Annotated in this window: 23 protein-coding genes and 2 other annotated features; of the genes, 6 read left to right on the forward strand and 17 right to left on the reverse strand. The window is 40.6% G+C overall.

Annotated features, from left to right (window positions below; translation table 11 throughout):
• Positions 1-84: 84 nt before the first annotated feature.
• Positions 85-309 (forward strand): hypothetical protein, encoded by a 225-nt coding sequence (locus AM506_RS14525; protein ID WP_060673203.1) that lies wholly within the window; start codon positions 85-87, stop codon positions 307-309.
• Between the two features lie 50 nt (positions 310-359).
• On the opposite strand, the gene AM506_RS14530 is transcribed toward AM506_RS14525, so the two are convergent.
• From AM506_RS14530 to AM506_RS14550, 5 genes are all read right to left on the reverse strand, one after another.
• Positions 360-779, reverse strand: a complete 420-nt coding sequence (locus AM506_RS14530) for a GNAT family N-acetyltransferase (RefSeq protein WP_440480352.1) — start codon at positions 777-779, stop codon at positions 360-362.
• Positions 780-904: 125 nt separating this feature from the next.
• Complete coding sequence (gene pyrH / locus AM506_RS14535; protein ID WP_060673204.1) at positions 905-1633, reverse strand: UMP kinase; 729 nt, start codon at positions 1631-1633, stop codon at positions 905-907.
• A gap of 233 nt (positions 1634-1866) precedes the next feature.
• Positions 1867-3069: a threonine--tRNA ligase gene (gene thrS / locus AM506_RS14540; protein ID WP_060673205.1), complete on the reverse strand. Its 1203-nt coding sequence runs from the start codon at positions 3067-3069 to the stop codon at positions 1867-1869.
• Between the two features lie 49 nt (positions 3070-3118).
• Positions 3119-3344 (reverse strand) — a binding site (T-box leader).
• A 35-nt stretch (positions 3345-3379) separates the two neighbouring features.
• Positions 3380-3601: a binding site (T-box leader), on the reverse strand.
• Positions 3602-3674: 73 nt separating this feature from the next.
• Entirely contained in the window at positions 3675-4496 is an 822-nt protein-coding gene (locus AM506_RS14545) for an undecaprenyl-diphosphate phosphatase (protein WP_060673206.1), read from the reverse strand.
• A gap of 282 nt (positions 4497-4778) precedes the next feature.
• Positions 4779-5636, reverse strand: coding sequence for a YitT family protein (locus AM506_RS14550; protein WP_440480353.1), 858 nt, complete (start codon positions 5634-5636; stop codon positions 4779-4781).
• Between the two features lie 438 nt (positions 5637-6074).
• On the opposite strand from AM506_RS14550, the gene AM506_RS14555 reads away from it, so the two are divergent.
• Both AM506_RS14555 and AM506_RS14560 read left to right on the forward strand, forming a co-directional pair.
• Entirely contained in the window at positions 6075-7322 is a 1248-nt protein-coding gene (locus AM506_RS14555; RefSeq protein ID WP_060673207.1) for an ATP-binding protein, read from the forward strand.
• Between the two features lie 129 nt (positions 7323-7451).
• Positions 7452-7799 (forward strand): hypothetical protein, encoded by a 348-nt coding sequence (locus AM506_RS14560; RefSeq protein WP_060673208.1) that lies wholly within the window; start codon positions 7452-7454, stop codon positions 7797-7799.
• 103 nt (positions 7800-7902) lie between these two features.
• Here AM506_RS14560 and AM506_RS14565 read toward each other — a convergent pair whose 3' ends face one another.
• From AM506_RS14565 to AM506_RS23430, 6 genes are all read right to left on the reverse strand, one after another.
• A complete protein-coding gene (locus AM506_RS14565; protein WP_060673209.1) occupies positions 7903-9756 on the reverse strand; it encodes an LTA synthase family protein in 1854 nt (617 codons plus the stop codon).
• Entirely contained in the window at positions 9753-11363 is a 1611-nt protein-coding gene (locus AM506_RS14570) for an aminotransferase class V-fold PLP-dependent enzyme (RefSeq protein ID WP_060673210.1), read from the reverse strand. The genes AM506_RS14565 and AM506_RS14570 overlap by 4 nt, the downstream gene beginning before the upstream one ends.
• An 11-nt stretch (positions 11364-11374) precedes the next feature.
• Positions 11375-11950: a glycerol-3-phosphate acyltransferase gene (locus tag AM506_RS14575; RefSeq protein WP_235576118.1), complete on the reverse strand. Its 576-nt coding sequence runs from the start codon at positions 11948-11950 to the stop codon at positions 11375-11377.
• A gap of 62 nt (positions 11951-12012) precedes the next feature.
• Positions 12013-12741: a YwaF family protein gene (locus AM506_RS14580; protein ID WP_235576119.1), complete on the reverse strand. Its 729-nt coding sequence runs from the start codon at positions 12739-12741 to the stop codon at positions 12013-12015.
• Positions 12742-12994: 253 nt separating this feature from the next.
• The gene (locus AM506_RS14585) at positions 12995-13792 is read right to left on the reverse strand and encodes an alpha/beta fold hydrolase (protein ID WP_060673211.1); all 798 of its coding nucleotides are present in this window, start codon (positions 13790-13792) and stop codon (positions 12995-12997) included.
• Positions 13793-14039: 247 nt separating this feature from the next.
• Positions 14040-14234 (reverse strand): DUF3231 family protein, encoded by a 195-nt coding sequence (locus AM506_RS23430; RefSeq protein ID WP_060673212.1) that lies wholly within the window; start codon positions 14232-14234, stop codon positions 14040-14042.
• Positions 14235-14426: 192 nt separating this feature from the next.
• On the opposite strand from AM506_RS23430, the gene AM506_RS14595 reads away from it, so the two are divergent.
• Complete coding sequence (locus AM506_RS14595) at positions 14427-15320, forward strand: glycerophosphodiester phosphodiesterase (protein WP_060673213.1); 894 nt, start codon at positions 14427-14429, stop codon at positions 15318-15320.
• 43 nt (positions 15321-15363) lie between these two features.
• Here the strand turns inward: AM506_RS14595 and AM506_RS23435 are convergent, their stop codons facing one another.
• Positions 15364-15684, reverse strand: a complete 321-nt coding sequence (locus AM506_RS23435) for a TIGR04104 family putative zinc finger protein (RefSeq protein WP_082386381.1) — start codon at positions 15682-15684, stop codon at positions 15364-15366.
• Between the two features lie 147 nt (positions 15685-15831).
• Between AM506_RS23435 and AM506_RS14605 the strand changes: the two genes are divergently transcribed.
• Positions 15832-16608 (forward strand): MBL fold metallo-hydrolase, encoded by a 777-nt coding sequence (locus AM506_RS14605; protein ID WP_060673215.1) that lies wholly within the window; start codon positions 15832-15834, stop codon positions 16606-16608.
• Between the two features lie 41 nt (positions 16609-16649).
• On the opposite strand, the gene AM506_RS14610 is transcribed toward AM506_RS14605, so the two are convergent.
• Together AM506_RS14610 and AM506_RS14615 are read right to left on the reverse strand one after the other, a co-directional pair.
• Positions 16650-17255 carry a YitT family protein gene (locus AM506_RS14610; protein WP_060673216.1) on the reverse strand — a complete coding sequence of 202 codons (606 nt, stop codon included), beginning with the start codon at positions 17253-17255 and terminating at the stop codon, positions 16650-16652.
• A 129-nt stretch (positions 17256-17384) separates the two neighbouring features.
• Positions 17385-18452, reverse strand: a complete 1068-nt coding sequence (locus AM506_RS14615) for a bifunctional transcriptional activator/DNA repair enzyme AdaA (RefSeq protein WP_060673217.1) — start codon at positions 18450-18452, stop codon at positions 17385-17387.
• Positions 18453-18647: 195 nt separating this feature from the next.
• On the opposite strand from AM506_RS14615, the gene AM506_RS14620 reads away from it, so the two are divergent.
• Complete coding sequence (locus tag AM506_RS14620) at positions 18648-19574, forward strand: hypothetical protein (protein WP_060673218.1); 927 nt, start codon at positions 18648-18650, stop codon at positions 19572-19574.
• Between the two features lie 65 nt (positions 19575-19639).
• Here the strand turns inward: AM506_RS14620 and AM506_RS14625 are convergent, their stop codons facing one another.
• From AM506_RS14625 to AM506_RS14635, 3 genes are all read right to left on the reverse strand, one after another.
• Positions 19640-20245: an alpha/beta hydrolase gene (locus tag AM506_RS14625; RefSeq protein WP_060673219.1), complete on the reverse strand. Its 606-nt coding sequence runs from the start codon at positions 20243-20245 to the stop codon at positions 19640-19642.
• A 13-nt stretch (positions 20246-20258) separates the two neighbouring features.
• Positions 20259-21239: a ring-cleaving dioxygenase gene (locus tag AM506_RS14630; RefSeq protein WP_060673220.1), complete on the reverse strand. Its 981-nt coding sequence runs from the start codon at positions 21237-21239 to the stop codon at positions 20259-20261.
• 166 nt (positions 21240-21405) lie between these two features.
• Entirely contained in the window at positions 21406-22248 is an 843-nt protein-coding gene (locus AM506_RS14635; RefSeq protein ID WP_060673221.1) for an STAS domain-containing protein, read from the reverse strand.
• Positions 22249-22963 lie beyond the last annotated feature (715 nt).

The raw sequence follows: 22963 nt of genomic DNA on the forward strand, positions 1-22963 counted from the left end.
CACATTTTATACTATTTCATCTCGCACTTTGTTATAATTTAACTATTACAAGTCGAGCATAAAATGAGAAAGAGGAGGATTGAAATGACTGGAACCATAGCTGTAATCATGATTTTTTCCATACCTATTCTCGGTATCATTACAGACCATTTCCAAAAACAATCCAAGCTGAAACAAAAATTGATAGAAGATGAACTCGAACTTGAAAAACTCAAACATGAAAATTTCGTCATAGAAACCCAGAAAATGAGACTTGAATTAGAAAAAATGAATCTCGAAGAACCCAAGGAAAAAACACATACGATTTGAAGATATGTAGTGAAAGAGCCGGTCATATTGTGGCCGGCTCGTTTCCATGATTATGTTAAATATTCCTCGGCAAGGGATGGGTTGAGATACCTTGCCATTCCCGTCTTCAAACTTTTCATTCCGTGTTTTCTATAGAAAGCTTCATTACCCGTAGTCGAGATCAATAAGACACAAGATACATCCGCCAGCTGCTCCAATATATCATTCATAATAAGAGTAGCAATTCCCTTGCGTTGATAATCCCGGTGAACAACCACATCATAGATCGTCGCATTGAAGACTCCATCGGTCAGGGCTCTTCCCAATCCAACAATGCGTCCTTCTATAACGGCCACAGATACGATATCACTCCTCAGAAATATTTTGGATATCACCTCATTTGTATGCTTAAGCCACCCTACTGAATGGTATACATCTTTCATTTCATTCAGTCTATCCGGTTCAAAACGGTTCTGGATCCTGACGTTCACCGTTCCCCCTCCTTACTTTCTATTTCTCTCCCGGTTATAAATTATTGCTTTTAAACTAACTAATAACTAACACATCATTTTCTGAAAGCTGAGATTGATCCCCGTTGGAAATGCAATCATTTCGTTTAAAGTTTAGTCTCTTCGTGATTAATCAATGTTCCCCATTTCTGTCCGGAACATATTTTTTTCATGATTCCCACCTGGTCAAAGTTAAAGATATGAACAGGAAGTTTATAATCACGTGCTAGTAGGAGCGCTGACTGATCCATGATTTTTATATTATTTAATACCACATCATCGTAATTTAAATTTTGATACATCTTCGCCTCTTTATCCCGTTTCGGGTCAGAGGTGAATACACCGTTTACTCCTTGTTTTGCTACAAGGATAGCATCACTGTTTGTTTCAATAGCACGTTGGACACTGGGATAATCGGTCGTTACAAAGGGCTGCCCGTTACCCCCTCCGAAGATGACAATATACCCTTTGTCCAGATGATGGACCGCTCGAAGGCGGATGTAAGGTTCAGCCACTGCTGAAACGGGGATTGAGGTCATGACCCTGACTTCTTTATCCGTTTTGCTTTTCAAAACACCTCTCAGCATCAAGCTGTTAATGATCGTTCCTAGCGTCCCGATGCTATCGGCTTCGACTCTTTCAATCCCCCATGTATCTGCCAAACTCCCACGAAAGATATTTCCTCCTCCCACTACTAAAGACACTTCAATACCCATATTTACAATGGATAAGATCTCGTTTGCAATATGCTCAAGCTCTGACGTCCCAAAATTATTGCCTTCGTTATCTGCCAAAGCCCCACCGCTTAATTTTATTAACACTCTCTTATATCCCATATTCATTCCCCCATAGTATAAAAAGAGCTAAAAAGTAAATAAATTACCTTTTAGCTCTTATAAAGGAAAGAAGGAATAAARCGATAAACCAGACTAAATGTGCCCATTTCTCCTCCCCCTTTCTTTGTATTCAGAATTTTCCTTCTGTTAGTTTATAGAAAATAAAGGAAATGGTCAAGGGGATAATAAGTATTTTCTCCCTCTTGTTCCAGCCAATAAAGGAATTACCATTGTTACCGCATCTCCTCTTTCAATTTTTGGATAACATCACTCACTTGAAGGACTCCCACGTTGCCCTCCTTCCTTTTTCTAAGTGAAACCGATTGTTGCTGGACTTCTTTATCCCCTATAACCATCATATATGGCACTTTCTGCAGCTCGGCTTCCCTGATTTTCAACCCCATTTTCTGAACGCGATCGTCCAGTTCCACCCTGAACCCTTCTCTTTCAAGCTTTGACTTCACTTCTTGGGCATATGGGATATGAGCTTCAGAAATAGGGAGGACCTTAACCTGGTGGGGAGCTAACCAAAGGGGAAAATCCCCTCCGAAGTGTTCAATGATTATGGCCATGAACCGTTCAATTGATCCATAAATGGCACGATGGATCATGATCGGTCTCAGAACTTGATTATCTTCCCAAATATATTCACACTGGAATTTTTCAGGCATTTGGAAATCAAGTTGAACCGTTCCACACTGCCAGCTCCTCCCTAGACAATCAAAAATATGAAAGTCGATCTTCGGGCCGTAGAAGGCTCCATCTCCATGGTTGATCTGATAATCGACGCCCCTTTCTTCCAATACTCCTTCGAGATCCCCTTCCGCTTGATTCCAAAGGTCGACGGATCCCATAAAATCTTCCGGGCGAGTTGACAGTTCAACTTTGTATTCAAAACCGAATTTTCCATAAAAACGATCAATGAGATCCAGAACCTTATGAAGCTCTGCGCGAATTTGATCTTCCCTTACAAATAGATGAGCATCATCTTGAGTGAACGAACGCACTCTCAATAATCCACTTAACGACCCTGACAACTCATGGCGATGGACCAATCCCAGCTCCCCATAACGGATAGGTAATTCCCGGTAGCTTCGCCGTTTACTTTTATAAATCAGGACTGCTCCAGGACAGCTCATTGGCTTGATGGCATATTTCTGATCATCCACCTCTGAGAAATACATGTTTTCATGATAATGATCCCAGTGACCTGATTTCTCCCATAATTCCTGTTTCATCATGATGGGAGTCCTGATTTCCTGATAGCCTGCTTTCAGGTGCTCCTTTTTCCAGAATTCCTCCAGCTCATTCCGCAAGAGCATCCCCTTGGGTAAATAAAACGGCATCCCTGGTGCTTCTTCCATGGAGATAAACAATTCTAGCTCCTGGCCTAGTTTCCTGTGATTTCTCTTTTCCACCTCTGATTGAATCGACATGTCTTTTCCTCCTTAAATTTTGTATATAAAAAACCGCACCCATCCCTAACCAAGGGACGAATGCGGTCGTGGTACCACCCTAATTCCGAAGGACAAAAAGTTCTTTGGTCCTCCGCTCAAAGTTGATAACGGTTTTCCCGATTATGGATACTGTTATTTCCCCATAATAGCTCCAAGGTGGTAAACCATTTTCCTTTCTTCAGGGCTTGCAGCCTGATGACCCTGTTCTCTGGTAAGAAAGTTTAAATGATCCGTGTCCTCTTCATAGCGCACTGATTATTTATAATAAAAAAACCGCACTCATCCCTAACCAAGGGACGAGTGCGGTCGTGGTTCCACCCTAATTTCGAAGTTTAAAAAATAACGCTTCGCTTAAGTAAGATAACGGTTTTCCCGATTATGGATACTGTTATTTCTCCATAATAGCTCCAAGGTGGTAATACATTCAATTCTCTTCAGGGCTCTCAGCCGGTGACCCTGTTCTCTGATCAAGAAAATAGTGAATGAATCATGTCCTTTTCTTTGCTTTCGTATAGTATATTCAATTATTGATAAAAGTGTTACTGAAATTATATGGGAGTATTTTCTAACTGTCAAGGGCTCCATTATAAAAAAATCAGTAAAATAATGCACACCAGAATAAGGCGGTAAATGGCAAATGGGATTAACTTGACTTTATTGATCACTTTTAAGAAAAAGCGGATCGAGAAATAAGCAAATAGAAATGCGCTGATAAAGCCCACAAGCAAAAAGGGCATGAACTCAGCATTGAAATACATCCAATTTTTCATCAGAGACAGGACACTTGCACCCAGCATGATAGGTACAGCCATAATGAAGGTAAAATCAGACGCTGCACGGTAGCTTAAGCCAAGTAATACACCACCTGAAATGGTAGAACCAGACCTTGAGAATCCCGGCCATAATGATAGACATTGTATCAGTCCAATCATCAACGCTTTCTTGTGGGTGATCCCATCAACGGTTTCCACCGCCTGTACCTTTGGCCGGAACACATCGGCAGCGATCATAAGGAACGCACCTATGGCTAATCCTGCAAGGACCGTATTTAGTGAAAAGAGATGTTCATCGATGTAGTCCTCGAACAGTAACCCAAGTATTACTGCCGGGAGCAAACCGACTAAAATATGTGATAGTTTTAATTTTGGTGATCTTTTTTCTTTACGGGAATCCATCCCCAACAAGTCCTTGAATCTCTCTCGAAATACTATGACTACCGCAAGAATGGAACCAAGTTGAATGAGTACCTTAAACGTATTGGCTGGGTATTTCCCCAAAACTTCTTTCGATTTGATCCATAGATCGTCCACCACGATCATATGGCCGGTAGAGGATACCGGAGCAAACTCCGTCAAGCCTTCTACCATACCGAGAATAAATGCTTTAATCAGTATTACAACATCCATGATTCTGTTCTCCTCTATTGAAGATGATATTTTTTTGACTCGTTGGAAGGTTCCTCATTAAATGTTCGGTATCTCAGAAAAAAACGAGTCATCGCAACCTAGATAATAGTACTACAAGTAGATGTAGTCGTCGACAATAAGTATATATACATAATCCAATACAGAAAGCATACCGAGTAAACGGACACATTCTGCTTTTTTTGGACTTCACATATAAAAAAACACAGAACCAGGAGTTATCCCGATTCTGCGCATTTAAATGTAGCTTTCATAACATTGTGGTCAATGAATGTCTTTTTTCTTAAACCTTCCTCCCCTTACCTCTGCAATATCTGCTATTGCCAGAAACGCGGATGGATCATGCTCTGCCACGATGTCCTTCAATTTTGCCTCTTCAAGTCGTGTGATGACACAGAATATGACCTTTTTATCATCTCCTGAAAAGGCACCTTCTCCCTTTAAATAAGTGACACCCCTGCCTAACCGATGAAGAAGGGCGTCTCCAATCTCTTCGTAATTCTCGCTGATGATCCAAACGGATTTGGATTCATCCAGTCCTTTAATCGTAATATCAATGAGTTTAAATGCAACATAATAAGCGAGCAGAGAATACATGGCCCTATCCCAGCTGAAGACAAAGCCTGCACTGGCTAAAATGAATAGATTCACAAACATGATGATTTCCCCTACGGAGAAAGGAAGCCTTTTACTTGATAAAATGGCGAGGATTTCAGTTCCATCAAGGGACCCCCCGTATCTGATGACAATGCCGACCCCTATGCCGAGAACGATGCCTCCGAATAAGGAAGCCAACAGAATATCTTGTGTAAAGGCCGCAACAGGATGTAGAAAGGTTGTTGAAATCGAAAGGATGATAATGCCATAAAGCGTAGAAAATGCGAAGGTTTTACCGATTTGTTTATATCCAATGAAGAAAAAGGGGATATTTAAGATAAAGATAAAAATTCCCAGCTTAATGCCTGTTATGTGTGAGAGCATAATGGAAACGCCGACAATCCCTCCATCGATGACCTGGTTGGGAACAAGGAAAATCTCAAGACCGACAGCCATGATCACAGCTCCTATAGTAATCAGGAATGCCCTCTTCACCACTTCTTTCATTGGGATTTTCTTATGCATGATTTTCACTTGCTGCCGTTGATGCAAGACCTGTCCTTCCATCATCTTCATTCCTCCCCTTCCGATACTCTAACAGAACGGCCGAACTACTATATGCACTTGGCAACACCCAACTATGTATCATACCCTTTTCATACAATTACCAACAATAAAGCCTGTATATCTTATATATTCTATTCCCCCTGCTAAAATACCTGCTCATAGTGAGGGACGGACCTTGGAATAAGTCACATTTTCGTTCTCAAACTCCCTTGTAACATGCTTCAACACTACATTTTTTAAAAATCATTGCTTAAAAATCCAAGCAATATAGAGGTCCGTCCCTCAAATTTGACTAAAAGGGGGAAATGAAGTATTTTTAATATTTGTATGTTCTTGTATATTTTTAGACAGGAAGCTTTTGGTGTTCCTGAGTCAAATCGTTTTGGAGGCTTTTCTTTGATTACATTAATCAAAACTCTACTGGTCAATATCACAATCTTATTTTCTTTTACCTATAATGCAAATGTCCTTTTTCCATTCAGAGAAAAACAGGATTCTATTTTCAAACATAAAATCACGTATGGGTTAGTCGGAGCATTTGGTGCACTTTTATGCATGTTGTACCCCATCGAGACGCTTGGTGCCACCCATTTTGATTTACGCATGATTGCGATCCTGATTTCCACCATATATGCAGGGTTATTATCAGGGTCTATCGTACTCGGGTGTGTCATCATCTTTCGTTATTTAATCGGAGGTCCTTATGTTGCAGTGGGTATTGCCGTTTCAGTATTGGCTCTTGTGATGGGAATGATCTTTCGTAAGTTGCTGTTGAAGACTCAATACAAATTTTTAGTAAGTACTCTTATCTTTCTTATCCACTCTACACTCTACATAACGATTATTAATGTTTATATCCCTATATTACATCTGCCCTTTTACATCATTTATTTTTCAGTATTTTATTTTACATTTCTTGCTTTGGTGTTCATCATCGAGCATCTCATCCGCACGAATAAACAGATTGAAGAAATGGTATATCTTGATAAACTGAATATGGTAGGACAAATGGCGGCTTCTATCGCCCATGAGATCCGCAATCCCCTTGCAACTGTTAGGGGATTCATTCAGCATCTAAGCGAGGATTCACAGGATAGCAGGTTAAAGAGGTACTCCCCCCTCATCCTGAATGAATTGGATCGAACGAACAAAATTATCACAGACTATCTGAGCGTGGCAAAACCAAGTGGATTTCAACTGGCAAAGCTTAACATTGAAGATATCATCGGGGACTGTGTAGATCTATTGAGGCCTTTTGCAGCTTACTCCAATACTTCTATCGTTTTTCATAGGACCGGCTCCCATCTTATTAAAGGTGATGAGGACCATTTGAAGCAAGCCATCATGAACGTTATTAAAAATGGCATCGAATCCATTGAGAATCAAGGGGAAATTTCAATCACTTTAAAAGAAGATCCCTTCTCTCGCTCTATTCATATCAGCATTTCGGATAACGGAAAGGGAATGACCGGAGATGAGTTAAAGAAAATCGGCTTACCCTTTTATACAACGAAGACCAAAGGGACGGGATTGGGAAGCATGGTGACAAATAAACTTATTCGTGAAATGGGCGGCATGATTGAATATGAAAGTGAATTGAACAAAGGAACTGTTGTAAAAATCACACTGCCGCTTCTTCCGTAAAATGAATCTTTGAAAAGAGCTTGGGACCCCAGGCTCTTTTCATATGGTGTTTATACCCTTCTCTCACAAACTGTGATAAACTATTTTTATCAGTATTTTCCAACATTTTTTGAAAGAAGTGATCGAACAATGAACAAAAGATGGACGTTTCTTTTTGTTGTGGCTGTTGTCGTAACACTAAGTATTGTTACGATTCTCAACAGACCGACGGAAAAAGATTTTAAAAAGTGGCTTCAGGAAGAGTATATGATCGATTGCAACGAAGATTGTTCCATCATTGAAGTGGAAAGTGTCAGTGGAGATATAACAGAGAGGATTAAATTCACTGATGCAAGTGGTACCTATTCTCCCGGAATATTTACTTTACGGATAAACAGACAGTATAAGAGCCTAGATGATCCTCTGCAGATTAAACAGATCGACGTGATTGGTTTTAACGGCAGGTTTTATCCCCTGCATAATAACGATGAATTTTAAGACATCATCAATATTGTTTACATAATAAAATTATAGTCGCCACATAACATTCTTTTCCATAATAAACCCCCGGCTCCCATTAAGCCGGGGGTTTCAATTGCTTCTATTCCAGAAATCTTAATAAGTCACCATACAGAATGTCATCTGACATCCTCAACTCTTTTCTAACCGTTTCTTTAAATGGATCGCATTGGGAATCACTGACAGACTCCTCATTCTGTTTATTATAGCAGACATTATCCTGGAAAATGTATTTATCTGTAATGAAATCCCCATCACGGAAAATAACGGGATGATTCTCATTTCGTGTGAATAGGCTGTGACCGAATGAGAGAGTATTCTTTGTATTAATCCCCATTAAATGCAGGACCGTTGCCCTGATATCGATCTCCCCTCCTGTGGTGTCAATGGTCCTTGCCTCTTCGCCTGGGACATGGATGATCAGGGGTACCTGCTGAAGCTTGGCGTGGTTGACGGGTGTATCCTTCTGATCTAATAGCTCAAATACACCCGGTTCGTATTTCTCGGAAATTCCATAGTGATCTCCATAAAGGACCACAACCGTATTCTTATACATCCCATTTGCTTTCAGCTTCTCAAATAATGTTTTAATCGCTTCATCCTCGTAGCGGACTGTTGTGACATAGCGGTTTACTACGTCTACATTCGTGGAAGCGGTATCGATGAATTGATCTTCTTCTTCCAATAAAAAAGGAAAATGATTCGTCAACGTAATTAGACGGGTATAAAATGGCTGTGGAATATTCTCAAGATGCGAAATCGTCTGCTCGAAAAAAGGAATGTCCTTGATGCCATAATTGATCGAATTATCTTCTGTTACCGTATAATCCCTCTTTGAAAAATAGCGATCATATCCCAGAGTCTCATACATCATTTCGCGGTTCCAAAACGTCCGCTCATTCCCATGAAAAACAGCTGCATAGTAATCTTTCTTCTTTTTCAGCATATGAGGAAGGCTGGCGTAGGTATTATCCTGTTTTCTCACAAAAGCCGATCCGCTTGATAATGGGTATAACCCGGTATCAATCATGAACTCGGCATCCGACGTTTTCCCTTGAGCCGTCTGGTCGTATATATTATTGAAATAAAAACTTTCCTTAATCAAGGAATTCAAAAATGGTGTAATTTCTTCTCCATTCACTTTCGCATTGATAGTGAAGTTCTGGGTGGATTCCATGCTGACTAAAATCAGGTTTTTCCCCTCAGCAACCCCAAATAAATCAGAAGGATCTTGCTTCTTTGATTGAATATACTTCATGGATGCCCTGGTGTCAGATTTGCTCGCAAGCAGATGAGAAAATGGGTTCGTTGCGGCAATCCCGATGTCATACATATGATAATTATAAGGCCCAACGGATTTAACCATTTGTTCCCTATCATAGGATTCGGCAAATAAATAGGGGGATTTGATCAACCCCAGTCCAATGGTCAACGCCAATAATGAAACACTAATGATGATATAGGTCAACTTCCATCTGCGTGACAAGGTGTCAGAAACTCCCCGGACCTTCTTTACCATCCATCCTGCAATGATGATATCAACCAATAAGAGGAGATCCCACGGGCTCATCAATTCAAACGTACTGGGTCCGATGCCCCCTACATTCTTAAATTGAAAAAGAATGGGAACCGTTACGAAATCTGAATAGAAACGAAAGTAAAGAAGATCGCCATAAAGAAGACCGGTCGCAATCCCCATAAAAAGTACGACCAGGATCTTCTTGACCCTCTTAAAGAAAAAAAAGCTGAACCCGATCAATATCATTATGGAACCGACCGGATTCAATAATATGAGAATTAAGTCCAGAAAAGTCTCTACGTGGAGGTTGAACCCTATTAATGAGACCAAAATGGTTTTGATCCATAGTGAAAGCAGAGCAAACCCAACCAGTTTATTTGTCTTAAAACGCGAAAAGAAATCTTTCACCCCACTCATTTCACTACCTTTGTTCCAAGCATACTGTTATATTCTCTGATGAGCATTGTCATGGCATCCAAAACCTCTCGTTCATTCTGATCTCCCATAAGTGCCACCTGCACCCAATTCCTATTAATCAAATATTCGCTTTCATAGCTTAATAAGATGCCCCTCCTTTTGCAGGCATCCCCGAATTGTCTACTACACTGTTCCCTATTTAGTGCAATGGTAATCACTCCGGGGGAATAATCTTCATCCCCTAAGACTTGAATCCCTTCATCGGCTAACCTCCGCCTTACATTTTTGGAGATGTTCAAGGTCCCAATATAGTCAATCAACTCGAGGGCTTCATTTAAAGCAGCGAGTAGATTTGATGAGTGAGTATATGGAACACTTTTATTCAAAGCATACATTCCCACATCCAGATATCTGGGAATTGACGCATTTGGATTGATTTTTTCCCGATGAAAAATGATGGCAAGTCCAGGATACGATCCCAGTCCCTTTCCGCTTACTGAGGTAGCCAGAAACACTTGACTAAAGTCGACTGGAACTGTTCCGACTGAACTGCAGGCATCAATACAAAGTTCTACATTATATTTTTGACAGAGTGAAAGAATGTCTCCTATATTATATAAGTAACCTGTTGATGTCTCACAATGAACCGTCCACAGCCACTTTATCTCGGGATCACATTGAAGGACGGTTTCGATTTCTTCCACCGTAATGTGTTCATTCCACTCCTTTTCAATTGTATGATAGGTTAAATCGAATCGTTTACCATGATCCATCAATCTGGAGCCAAATTCCCCGTTTGAAAGAATCAGACCTTTACTTGGTATCTTTTTCAACTGAGCTGCCACCATATCATTAGATAAGGTTCCGGTCCCCACAGCCACCTGTACATGATTCGCACCCGTCATATCGCGTAAACTCTTTCTTACAACTTCCATTTCGTGCAAAAAGGAGCGGCTTCTATGAGATGTTGCGTCCCTTTTAAATGCGGCCTCCACTCTTGTATGACGCGGTACTGGTCCTGGCAGAAAAGACCTGGTAGTTAGTGTACCCGTTTTACGGGTCATTAGGCGCTGAAACGCTTTTGTAGAAGTCTCGAAGCTCTCACGTGTCAGATACATAGGTTGAAATCTTGCTTCCTCTTCTCCCACAAGTTCAGCAAACGGGAGAAATCCAATCCGCTTATAAAGTTTAAGCTGACGTACCGTACCGGAAATGAGCGCCATAGTATATCCCTGATCCAAACAATAGGATACGAGGCGATCACATAATTGATAAAAGACTCTTGTACTCCTATACGCTTCCTTCACTGAAAGCAGCCTGATTTCACAGGGGACTGCCCGATCAGGTAAATACTTATCCAGATTGCCGAGCTTCTGATCCAACGAAAAAGGCCGTTCGGACCTTACGGCAATCATCCCGACGACTTCATCATCCGCTTTTGCTATTACATATGTATTTTCATCGTGAAATTTATCCACCAGCATAAACCTATCATTTCCCTCATGCTGCGGGATTTCTTCAACGAACGTTTGATAATTCAGCGAGTATATTTGTTGAAATTCTTCTTGTTCGCATGCAATTTTATAGTGTAGAGTATCATTATTCATTCTCGTACCTCCTATGTTTCGACTGAATGATGAAATGATCGGTTATGGAAAAATAGGACAGTCATAAATAAAGCTCCCAGGCCTGCAGATGTAATGAATGAACCTTCAATCACATAGGCAGTTATCGGGATGGTACCCATTGAAAGAAAACCTGAGAATGTGTATCTCCTAATGATGATGTAAGATCCGCCCATTATAATAGCGAAAACACCAATACTAATAGGGCAGAAAAATAATGCTGTAGCCAAATAAGCTACAACCCCCTTCCCCCCATGAAATCCAAGTTGAATGGGAAACAGATGCCCCATCATGATCAGTACCGAGCTTATGATCAAATAACCCTCCCCATCAGTCAGTACAGAAGTGAAGGATAATGCCAGTATCACCTTGCTTGCGTCTATAACGAGAGTCAGTAAAAAACCTTTCTTACCTGTAATTCTTCCTGCATTCGTTGCGCCGACATTGCCGCTTCCGATCTTACGAATATCCTTGCCAGTAAATAATTTCACTACATAATAAGCTCCTGTCATACTGCCCAATCCGTAAGAAACCAAAACGATTACACTTATGATTACCAGTTGATTCATAAAACCTGCTCCCCACTTTATATGTTAATAGACGAATGTAGTCGAAGGAAAGTTTCATATATTTACCTTTCACCTTTCCGATTCTTTTTAAAAAGGGCGAAAGGAGCATAGAGAAGTAAAAATAATAAAAGACTCCCCCCTTCGAGTGAAAGGAGATACCAGGGATATTCCCCCAAATAATCGATCGGACTTGCGTTATACGGTTTATGCATAAGAAACATGTAATTTGCCCCGACTACTTTATTGACTGCATAAGCTACGACTGCGATTCCATTCAATGCCATAAATGCCCTGATCACAGATCCGAAAGACAACCTGTACCCTACAATCCATACCATGTACAAACAAGACAGAACAATCGACAGATGAGCCAGAAAAAATTGAAAGAAACGGAAATGGGGATAGCCAAAAAATAATTCAGGGGTGACGATGGCGATAAACGCCCCGGACATACTGGAAAAGAAACTAATTTCAAACATTCTATAATTATTGCTAATTAGCATGATGGTACAAAGATATAAAGACATAGAACATAATTGAAAAGGTAAATTTATCGTTACGTCCCACAGATCATTCAAACCATACCAAACCTGAAAAGACACTTCGCTCAATACGAGAAAAGTAACCAGCACCCATTTCAATAAGTTCTTCATACTACCCTTTACATAATCTCTGAAAATATATAACCCCACCATGCATCCAATAGAAACCATAATCGCAGCCAAATGAGAAGCGGAAAACAGCTCAAACGGATACTCCTCATACCTGAAATTCAATACCTCACGAATCAAATCCTCAATCCCCCCCAACATACACCCATCTATACTATATTCTCCCAACATGCCTCCATTTCCTTTAAAGGGACGGACCTCGATTCCCCCTCTCACTTCCCTTAATTAGAGCCTTTTATAGACCAACCCTTAGGGACGGACCTTTCATCCCTATCTCCGTACATTCGTTTATGAATATTCCTTCCCATCCTCCCAATCCAAATTGCGACACAAAAAACATCCCACTTCGATTAAGAAATGGGATGAATGCAAGTTATTGAACCTTCTGCAGCGGAAGGACCTGTCTATTATGAATGAAATCAAGCGCCAGTCTATTAAATTCAGTCGGTCTTTCTACATTGCAAACGTGTCCACAACCGTCAAGGAATACCTTCATAGCAGAAGGGTCTCCTTTCGTGTCTTCATCAAGCGAACGAACAAACAGATGATCTTCTTTTCCTGTAATGTACAGTTTCGGGATATGTGAGGCCCTTTCCTGCACAGAGGCATAGGTCGATTTCACAAATGGGGTAAGCTTGTACCACCCAAGAAAGTCTTTCCGCTTCATTTTCTTTGCTTCCCGAATAAATAACTTCCTCGAAATTCTATGATTTCTTTTGGGCATCATGACGTATGCGAATAATTTATATAACCACATGAATGGAATCATGCTTTTCAAAGCATGCCCTGCCTGCAGCAAAGTGTTTGATAATAATGTGAAACGAGTAATGCAACCACCGAGTACCGCCGTTTGCACGCGATCCGGAACTTGTTGCATCAGTTCATGAATAACCACTGAACCAAGAGATATCCCAATAAAGTGAGCCTGTCCAATCCCAATCTCATCCAGAACTTTTACGATCTCTCGAACAATTAGATTGATTGTAAATGGTTCATTATATGTATCAACCCCTGGTGAATCACCATGACCAGGTAAGTGAATCGTCACTACGTTATAATGATTTTTAAAGGTTTCCATTTGTTTGCAGAAAATGCTTGAGGTCCCTCCGATTCCATGAAGGAAAACCACATATTCTTTGCCGACTCCCTGATGTACGATGTATTCTAGCATCCATTTCTCCTTATAAACAGCACAACCTACCAAAAGGTTGGAACGAATCAAATGGTCAATCAAGCACCGTTTTCCTTCTATAATAATCTTCTTTATAGTGAAACCGTATTTTTCGACCCAGTCACATGATACTTTCAACGCTTTTGAAGCCTTACCTTGATGTCTTATATTCTAACCTATCCATACGTTTCTTGTCATTTAGAAACAAAAAGAAATTCCGAACATTTTGTGATGATAGAAAGGGGCATTAAGAGGTCTTCTCTATTTCACCCATCGTCTCAACATTTGTGTTCAAGCTGTCTTCAACAAGGGATATAATACTTTCATCTTTTAGGTAAGTAAGAAAATGAGTGTAAATACAATTCAATGCCAAGCATTTAATATATGTCGTCCACAAAGCGGAGATTTCTGATGTAGTCAATCTGATGTCCTGTTTCTCCATCTCTCGGCTCCTTTTTTTTCTTATAGTGTTTTATGTTGTAAATTATTCTGCAAACTTTGGACGCATGCCTTTCGCCTTAACTGTCATATTCCATTCATCGAATTTTCACATAAGCTTTTCATTCTTCTGCATTTCCATTCACATTCATTTTATATCCTTTAATTGAGCTCGTATCAGAAAGGAGAAAATAAAATGAATACATTAATGAAGAATGTTTGTTTATCTGCAGCAATCATGGGCATCGGCGCCGCTGCCGTTTCTCCAGCCTCTGCGCAATCAGGTCACCCCTCAATGAATGACAATAAGATTTTGAACATTGCTCACAGAGGGGGATCAGGTTACGCCCCGGAACACACGCTGCCATCCTATCAGTTGGGTGATGAAATGGGCGGTGACTACATAGAACTTGATCTGCAAATGACCAAAGATGGTGAATTGATTGCCATGCATGACGAAACACTCGATCGAACAACGAATGGGACGGGCCTTGTTAAGGATTATACGCTGGATCAAATCAAAGAATTGGATGCCGGATCCTGGTTTAATGAAATGTATCCGGAAAAGGCTAAGTCGGAATATAACGGCCTTCAAGTTCAGACTCTTGAAGAAGTCATACAGCATTTCGGAAAAAACAAACATTATTATATTGAAACAAAATCTCCTGAAGTATATCCCGGTATGGAGGAAAAACTACTTAAGATATTAAAAGACTATCATCTGACAAGACAAAATGGCCCTTCCAGTAAAGTGATCATTCAGTCTTTTAGTGAAGCAAGCCTTCAAAAAGTTCATGAAATGAATGAAGACATCCCCCTTGTCCAGTTAATTGACTATAAGAATAAGGCAACCATCACTGACGAAGAGCTTGATCATTATGAAGAATATGCTGTTGGTCTTGGAATGAGTTTCAAGAAAATCGATGAAGAATATGTAGATAAAGTGCGTGAACACGATCTTCTTATCCATCCTTATACTGTCCTCGAAAAAGAAGATATGAAAAGATTGATTGAATGGGGAGTGACAGGGATGTTCACCAACTACCCTGATCGATTAGAAGAGGTATTAAAGGAAATGAAGAAGAAATAGTGAATCTTTCAAGAGAGAGCTGCCATGATTGGCAGCTCTCTCTTTATCCTTGCTTATATTCATATTTAACGAATAACGGGAGGAAAAGTGAAATAACAAACGCCATCATAACAATGATTCCGAATGTCACCGGTTTTGATAGCCCTTCTGAAGGTGCAATCAATAAACCAAAAACTACTGCCGGTATGATAATCAAAAAGGACACGATGAATTTTGAGACAAAATTGATTGTATGCCTTTTTCCGCATTGACTACACTCAATTGGTTTATATGAAGCCCAAATTGAAAATAATAACTCTTTCCACTGAAATTGATGTTTACATATATTACATTTCTGCAAAGCATATCCCCCTATGTCGAACAACTACTTTTTCTCTAGTTTACCATTTTCGGCATTCGAGTAATAGATGATATTTGAGGTCCGTCCCTAGAAAAGATGAGATACAGGCAGGGATTTCCACATTTTATTCGAATATTGTACTATAACACTTATTCGTGAGGAGTAACTGATTTGATACAATCATTTAAATTAAGCGTTCAAACATTTGGTCAAAAAATGCCCGTTTATATTTTTCAAGTCGATGATGTTCTTGTAGACACAGGACCATATAGTATGAAAAATGAAGTTCGTACGATTTTCAAAGAGCTTCCCATCAAAAGGGTCATTCACACTCATCACCATGAAGATCATACGGGAAATAGTGCTTGGATAGAACGATTTTATTCCATTCCTCAATGGATTCATCCCCTGGGAGTTGATAAGTGCAGTCAAAGTACCAAACTGCCTTTCTATCGGGCCATGTTTTGGAATAACCGGCCTTCGTTTCATCCTATGCCCCTTCTGCAAGCTACATTTGAGACGAAACACCATTCGTTTCAAATCGTCCATACCCCCGGCCATGCTGATGATCATATTATTCTGATCGATGAAGAAAAAGGGATCTGCTTTTCCGGAGATTTATATTTGTTTCATTCTCCCACTTCTAATTTCTCGTTCGAGTCGGTACCAGAACTGATTCGATCCATAAACAAAGTCCTGACGTATTCCTTTGAAGAGGTGTATTGTTCTCACCAAGGGTACCTTAAGCACGGTAGAAAGCTCCTCGAGAAGAAACGGGATTACCTTCTCCATCTCCAGGATTCTGTCACAAAAGCGCACCTGGAGGGAAAATCAGCCAAGAAAATACGCAAAAACCTCCTGCCGAAAAACAAATTGTTTCAATACATCTCTTTCTTTGAAAACTCTCCTACACATACAGTCAAATCAATCATCAAAGAAATATCCTAAGTGAAAGGTCCGTCCCTCTTGCTGAGGGACGGACCTTTCACTTAAACGTTTTCGACATGTGTAAGGCTTCGCCTGAAGTCAAACTTGATGATGATATCCAAGATTCTGGTAGCGATAAATTGACACGCTATGGCGAATAGGATGATTTTCAGATCCACTACGATTCCTGTTAACAGTAATACACTGCCATTTATTACGAATAACGTCTTCCCTGGTGAGTATCCTTTCAGCTTTGAAATGATTAAGGCTAAAATGTCCATGCCCCCGGAGGATGCCCCCATCCTAAACAGGACTCCGACCCCGATTCCAAAAAGGATGCTTCCAATGAGAAGATCCACAAGAACAGATGAAACAGTACCCGTCAGGAATGGATCGGCCGCATTCACCACCCCTGAAGTGACTGTTACACAATACATGGTCCAGATCGCATTTCCCTTCCCCAGCCACTTCACAGCAGCACCCAATAAACATGCGTTCATTACCCACAAGGTGACCGCAAAAGGGATATGCAGTAAATAGTTTAATAACACACTCACACTTGCTGCACCACCGGAAGGGATGAAGTGGGGAAACAAAAACACCGCCATAGCCAAACCTTGTATGGTTGATGCGAACCCTAAAATAACTGCTTTTCTCAACACATTCATATGTACATTGCTCCCGATTCTGTAAAAGACTCTATTTCATAGTCTAGTAGCTCTTTTCAGAATCTGCAACACCTATTTCCTTACGGTAGCATTGAAATCCTTTACATATGAGGATCCATCTGCTCAACATCATAAGACCTGCCCCTTCTTATTTGCCACCTTCCGTTCATGCTCAATCAACCATTTTTTCCGGTGAAGGCCTCCCGCATATCCCGCTAGATCACCATTTGCCCTGATCACTCTGTGACAAGGTATAATGATGGCGAGCTGGTTACACCCATTTGCCCTGGCAACTGCACGAACAGCTGTGGGATGATCAATGTGTTTAGCGATCTCGGTATAGGACCTTGTTTCTCCAATTGGAATCCTCTCAAGCTCCTTCCATACATTTAATTGGAAGGTAGATCCACTCATATGCAAAGGAGTGCTAAACGCGGACAGGTTCCCGTTAAAATAAGCTTCCAGTTCCTTTTCTATGGAACGAAGTGGCTCTGATGTGCCTGGGATGATGGCTGACTTTGTTTTATGCCTCAACCTTTCCACTTCCCGTTCCAGGCCTCGCCTGTCAACAAACTCTAATAGATATAATGCCTTTTCATCAGAAATCCCGATCATTGGCCCGAGTTTGGTATCGATCCACGCTGTTTTTAACACAGTACTATGTTCCGAGGAAGCCGGTGCAGAACCCATGATTTTTGAAAAAGCGTCTCTAAATCCACTGGCTGATTCATAACCGGTTACATGCTGGGCGTCAATGACTTTGAGACCCGATCTGATTTCCTTCATGGCAAGCCCCATCCTGCGGGCTCTCGCATATTCAACAAATGTCATGCCAAATCTTTTCTTGAATTGGCGCCGGGCAGTGGACGCATCAACCGATAATTGCTGAAAATCCTTGTCCTTCCATCGCTTCTCCGGATTTTCCTCTACAGCCTCCACTAACTTTTTCACTACTTCCGATACACTATTCGGATGAATTAATGGTTTGCATCTCTTACAAGGACGATAAGATGAAAGCAATGCTTGCTCTGCTGTGTGAAAGAATTCACAGTTTTCAAATTTCGGTTTTCTGGCTGGACAAGAAGGGCGGCAAAACACCCCCGTTGTTTTCACTCCGACGTAAAATACACCTTCATAGTCCGTCCTCTTGTCTACCAATGCATTATAATACTCCCTTTGCAATTTAAGCGAGATCATCCTCTCAGTCCCCCTATATCCTTTATATAATCCTATTATACATACATCAAAAAACGATGCCGCCGAAAATCAGGCATCAATTTTTTAAAGAGGGACGGATCTCTGAATTTTTCACCTAACAAGCAGGGATTCCCCTTGCGAATAGATAATCTATTACTATAACCAAATATGCTTAAATAAGGAGTTTTTCATATTATGAACCTTTCCCCCGAGCAATGGAAAAAGGCAAAAGATTATATCCGACAGCATGCAAGGCCCCTTGAACAGAAATTATTCAACTTTCACTTTGAAGAAGGAAGTAAAGACGAAGCCATTCATGAGTTAGCTTGCTACCAAAATGAAGACGGTGGATTCGGCCGGTCAATCGAACCTGACTTTCGTCTGGACAGTTCATCCCCACTTGCTACAACCATTGGGTTACAAAAGGCTAAGGAATTAAAACTTCCCGCCAGTCACCCCATCGTTCAAAAGGCTATGAGTTATTTACAGAACGAATTCGATGAAGAAAACGAAGGTTGGAATGCTGTACCCAAAGAGGTCAATTCAGTGCCTCACGCTCCATGGTGGCATTTCGATCCTGAGAGAGGCCATTGCGGCGTCCAGACGACTTGGGCAAATCCAAATGCAGAGATCGTAGGATATTTCCATCGTTTTCAACCGGATCATCCCCGTCTTCAAGAATGGACGGAAAAAGCGGTCAGTGAACTTACTGGATTCATCGAGCCAATCGACATGCATGATTTCCTCTGTTACGAAAAGCTGTTAAATGAAGTGAATGGGAAAACAAAATCCACTGTATTCAAAATCCTCTCGACGAATGTTCGTAAAACGGTTTGCACGGATCCTGCGAGGTGGAATGAATATGTGGCAAAACCGCTTCAGGTAGCGAATGAACCTTCATCACCTTTTTATGAGATATTGAAAGATGTCATAGAGATACAATTGGGGAAGGAGTTAGAATCTCAACATCCTGACGGGTTCTGGCAGCCCACTTGGTCCTGGTTTGGGCACTACGAAGAAACATGGCCCGTTGCGGAAACGGAATGGCGGGGGATTTTAACCGTGGACATGTTAAGAATCTTCCAGGCATATCATAAGATAGCCATACCATTTGAAAGATAGAATTCTTCTATTTTAATTCACAAAAAAACTCCGGAATACAAACGTCTTCCGGAGTTTTTCCACAATCACTTAAAGTTCTTTTCAAACCATTTCTTTGCTTCATCCACCTCTTCACGACGAAGCTCATGCCCTCCATCTGTCCAAAACTCAGTAACGGGAGAATGTGCCTTTTTCAGGTTTTCCACAAGTTCCTTTGTTTCATTCATTGGGATAAGGGTATCGCGCTTACCGGCACCAATAAAGACCGGGACACCAGATAAATCCGGAAGTTCGATCCCGCGTCTTGGTACCATGGCATGTAATAGGATACCGGCTTTTAATGAGTCTTTTATATGGTACATCATGCTTGCAGCAATGTTTGCACCATTTGAATAGCCCAATGCAATGACATGATCCCGGTCAAATCCATATTCAATCGCGCTTTCATCAACGAATTGCTTCAATTCATTCGTACGGAATACTAAATCCTCTTCATCAAAAATCCCTTCCCGTAAGCGGGCAAAAAAACGTGCCATTCCATTTTCATCCACGTTCCCTTTTACACTTAAAACGGAAGCTTCCGGTGCTATCATCCCGGCAAGGGGAAGTAAATCACGTTCATCTCCCCCTGTCCCATGCAGCAACAAAAGCGTAGGGAGTTCTTTGTTTCCTTGTTTGAAGATATGTTTCAAGAAATTGTCCTCCTTATTCTTTCGTATCCAATGGTTTTAATTTCGCTTCAATGGATTCTCTTTGAGCTTCGAAATATGGTGGTAGAGATAAATTTTCGCCTAAAGTATCGAAGTCCTCATCAGTCTCAAAGCCCGGACCATCTGTTGCAAGTTCGAATAGAATTCCATTTGGTTCCCGGAAATAGAGGGAACGGAAATAGAAACGCTCCACAAAACCTGAATTCGGCAGGCGGTTTTCTGTAATCCATCCTACCCACTTTTGCAACTCTGTTTCGTTCTCCACCCTGAATGCCACGTGGTGGACACTTCCTCTTCCCGGTCTTTCCTGGGGAAGATCGTTTCTTTCTTCAAGATACACTTCTCCACCGGTTCCGCCTTCCCCTGTTTCAAATACCCTGATATCTGCCTGACCTTCTATATCCGAAGGAAAGCTTCCGGTTTCTTTAAAGCCTAAAACATCTTTCAGCACAGCTGCTGTGCTATCACCACGTGCGACGGTCAAAGTGATGGGACCTAAACCGACAACTCCATGTTCGACCGGAATCGGACTCTTATCCCAGGGCTTACCGCCGGGTACTCCTTCATTCGTCTCATCAGATACCAGCATAAGCCGCTGACCTTCGAAATCACGGAAACGTAAAGTAGACCGGCCAGTATGGTGAGAAATAGGGTCATGATCGACACCCAGCTCTTCAAAACGCTGTTTCCAATAAGACAATGACTCATCTGTGTTCACCCTTAGAGCCGTCAATGAAATACTGTTCGTTCCTTTATACGTGTTTCCTGCATGTGGAATCTCGAAGAATGTAAGGTCAGTCCCTGGATTCCCTCTTTCATCTGCATAAAAAAGGTGATAAACAGAGGTATCGTCTTGATTAATGGATTTTTTCACTAATCTTAATCCAAGTGTTTTTGTATAAAATTCATAGTTTTTCTTTGCATTTGCTGTTATGGCAGAAACGTGATGCTGCCCTTTTAATGGTTTCAGGTTCATCTTTTTTCACTCCTTAAGAGATAGTATTACCTTATAAATGTATCATACACGATATTTATCTTTAATTCAAGATATTTTAATTCAGAGTTTTATCTCTATATTTAGAAGCTTAATGAAAATAAAAAAGCATCCATACAAGATGTAAGGATGCTTCTAATCTGTTTGATTATACTTCATTGTTTTTGATCGTTAAAGCTTGAGACAATGTTGAGGTAATGGTGAGGTTTTCGAAATTCAATCCAAGTTGAATAGCCGTTTGAGCAATTTCAGGTCTCAGTCCGGAAAGAATTGGTTTCACCCCGATCAATTGAAGGGCGTCGATCAGCTGAAAAATTTGGTGGGCTACCATCGTATCAATTAATACAACACCGGATAAATCGATGAACAATTGAGAAACTTCCATCTTCACACATTGTTCCAAGGCATTTTCTAAGATCAGTTCCGCCCTTGAAGGATCGATGTTACCTACAAGAGGCAACAGAGCCGTATGTTCATTCAAAGAGATGACGGGAGAACTTAGTTCATTTATGATTTCCTGCTGATTCTGCAGTTGCTGTTCCATGACTTCAGACTGTAACTCGACAAAACGCATCATGACCCGGTCAAATGCTTCCATGATCACCTTGCTCCATAAATTAAATTGGTCAAATATACCCTCATCCAAATGAGAATCGGCATATTCTTTTATGAAGTCCAGATACTGATTTCTTACCCTCATAAATTCCTTGAGGATATAGTGGGTAGGGGTATCTAAATGTTCCTTATCATTCGCAAGGTTAGTCACCCATTCATCAATTTTCTTACTAAACGTTTCTCTATCTTCCGCAAATACATTAGAGAGGATACCGTGGAATTCAAAGTTTTGCTTTTTCAATGCTTCGATCACTTTCGGATCGGTGGAAGAGTAAACCCCGCTCGTTGTGTTTTTATCCAATGTCTCATACCATTCATCTGTCAATTGACGAGCCTTGCTCAATAAAAATGTATGTACTTCTTTGTTTCTATGCATGTATGATTCCTCCTATAATATCCATCAAAATGTTCCTTTTCCTCTTCCCTATCTGACGTTATGAGTAGTCGGGAAATCATACTCTTTTCAAGTAAAATGTTCAAAACTATCTTCTCTCTCCTTCTATTATATAACACATTCATGGAGCAATGTCATTCAGAGGGTACCTAAGGAAATGAATACAATGTGAAATGCAAAGAAAAAAAAGGGTTCTTTTTTCGGGTAAAACAGTAAAGTTAGAATAATGAGCATTTTTAAATAATATTACACTATTTTGTAAATCCCCTCTACAATTCACAATATAAAGTGTATAATGGGGATATTAGCAGAGAATCAGACAGCAAGGGTATGTCTCGATATACTATTTTGATGTATAGGTATCTCCTATTAGAAACCAACCTCTAATCTTAATATGATGTCGTATTCTTACTACTCAGTCATATGTCAAAATAGTTGGGAGCTGATGAGAGAATGAATAATAAGCTGACAAGAAAGTGTATCGAAACACTTTCTATCCAAAGTGCCTATCATTTTTGTGAGACAATAGGTCTCAAGCCCAGTCTGCTTAATCTAACGATGATCACAGGATTTTCCGAAGAAAAGATCCTCGAAATACTTGAAACAAAGTTTAGTAATCAAAGTGTAAAAGCAGAAGATCACTCTTTCTAACTCTGTATTTCCCCTTTATTACTCTACCAGCCGATTTCCCTTCATC

Source organism: Rossellomorea vietnamensis, from assembly GCF_001305855.1.
GTDB lineage: Bacteria > Bacillota > Bacilli > Bacillales > Bacillaceae_B > Rossellomorea > Rossellomorea vietnamensis_A.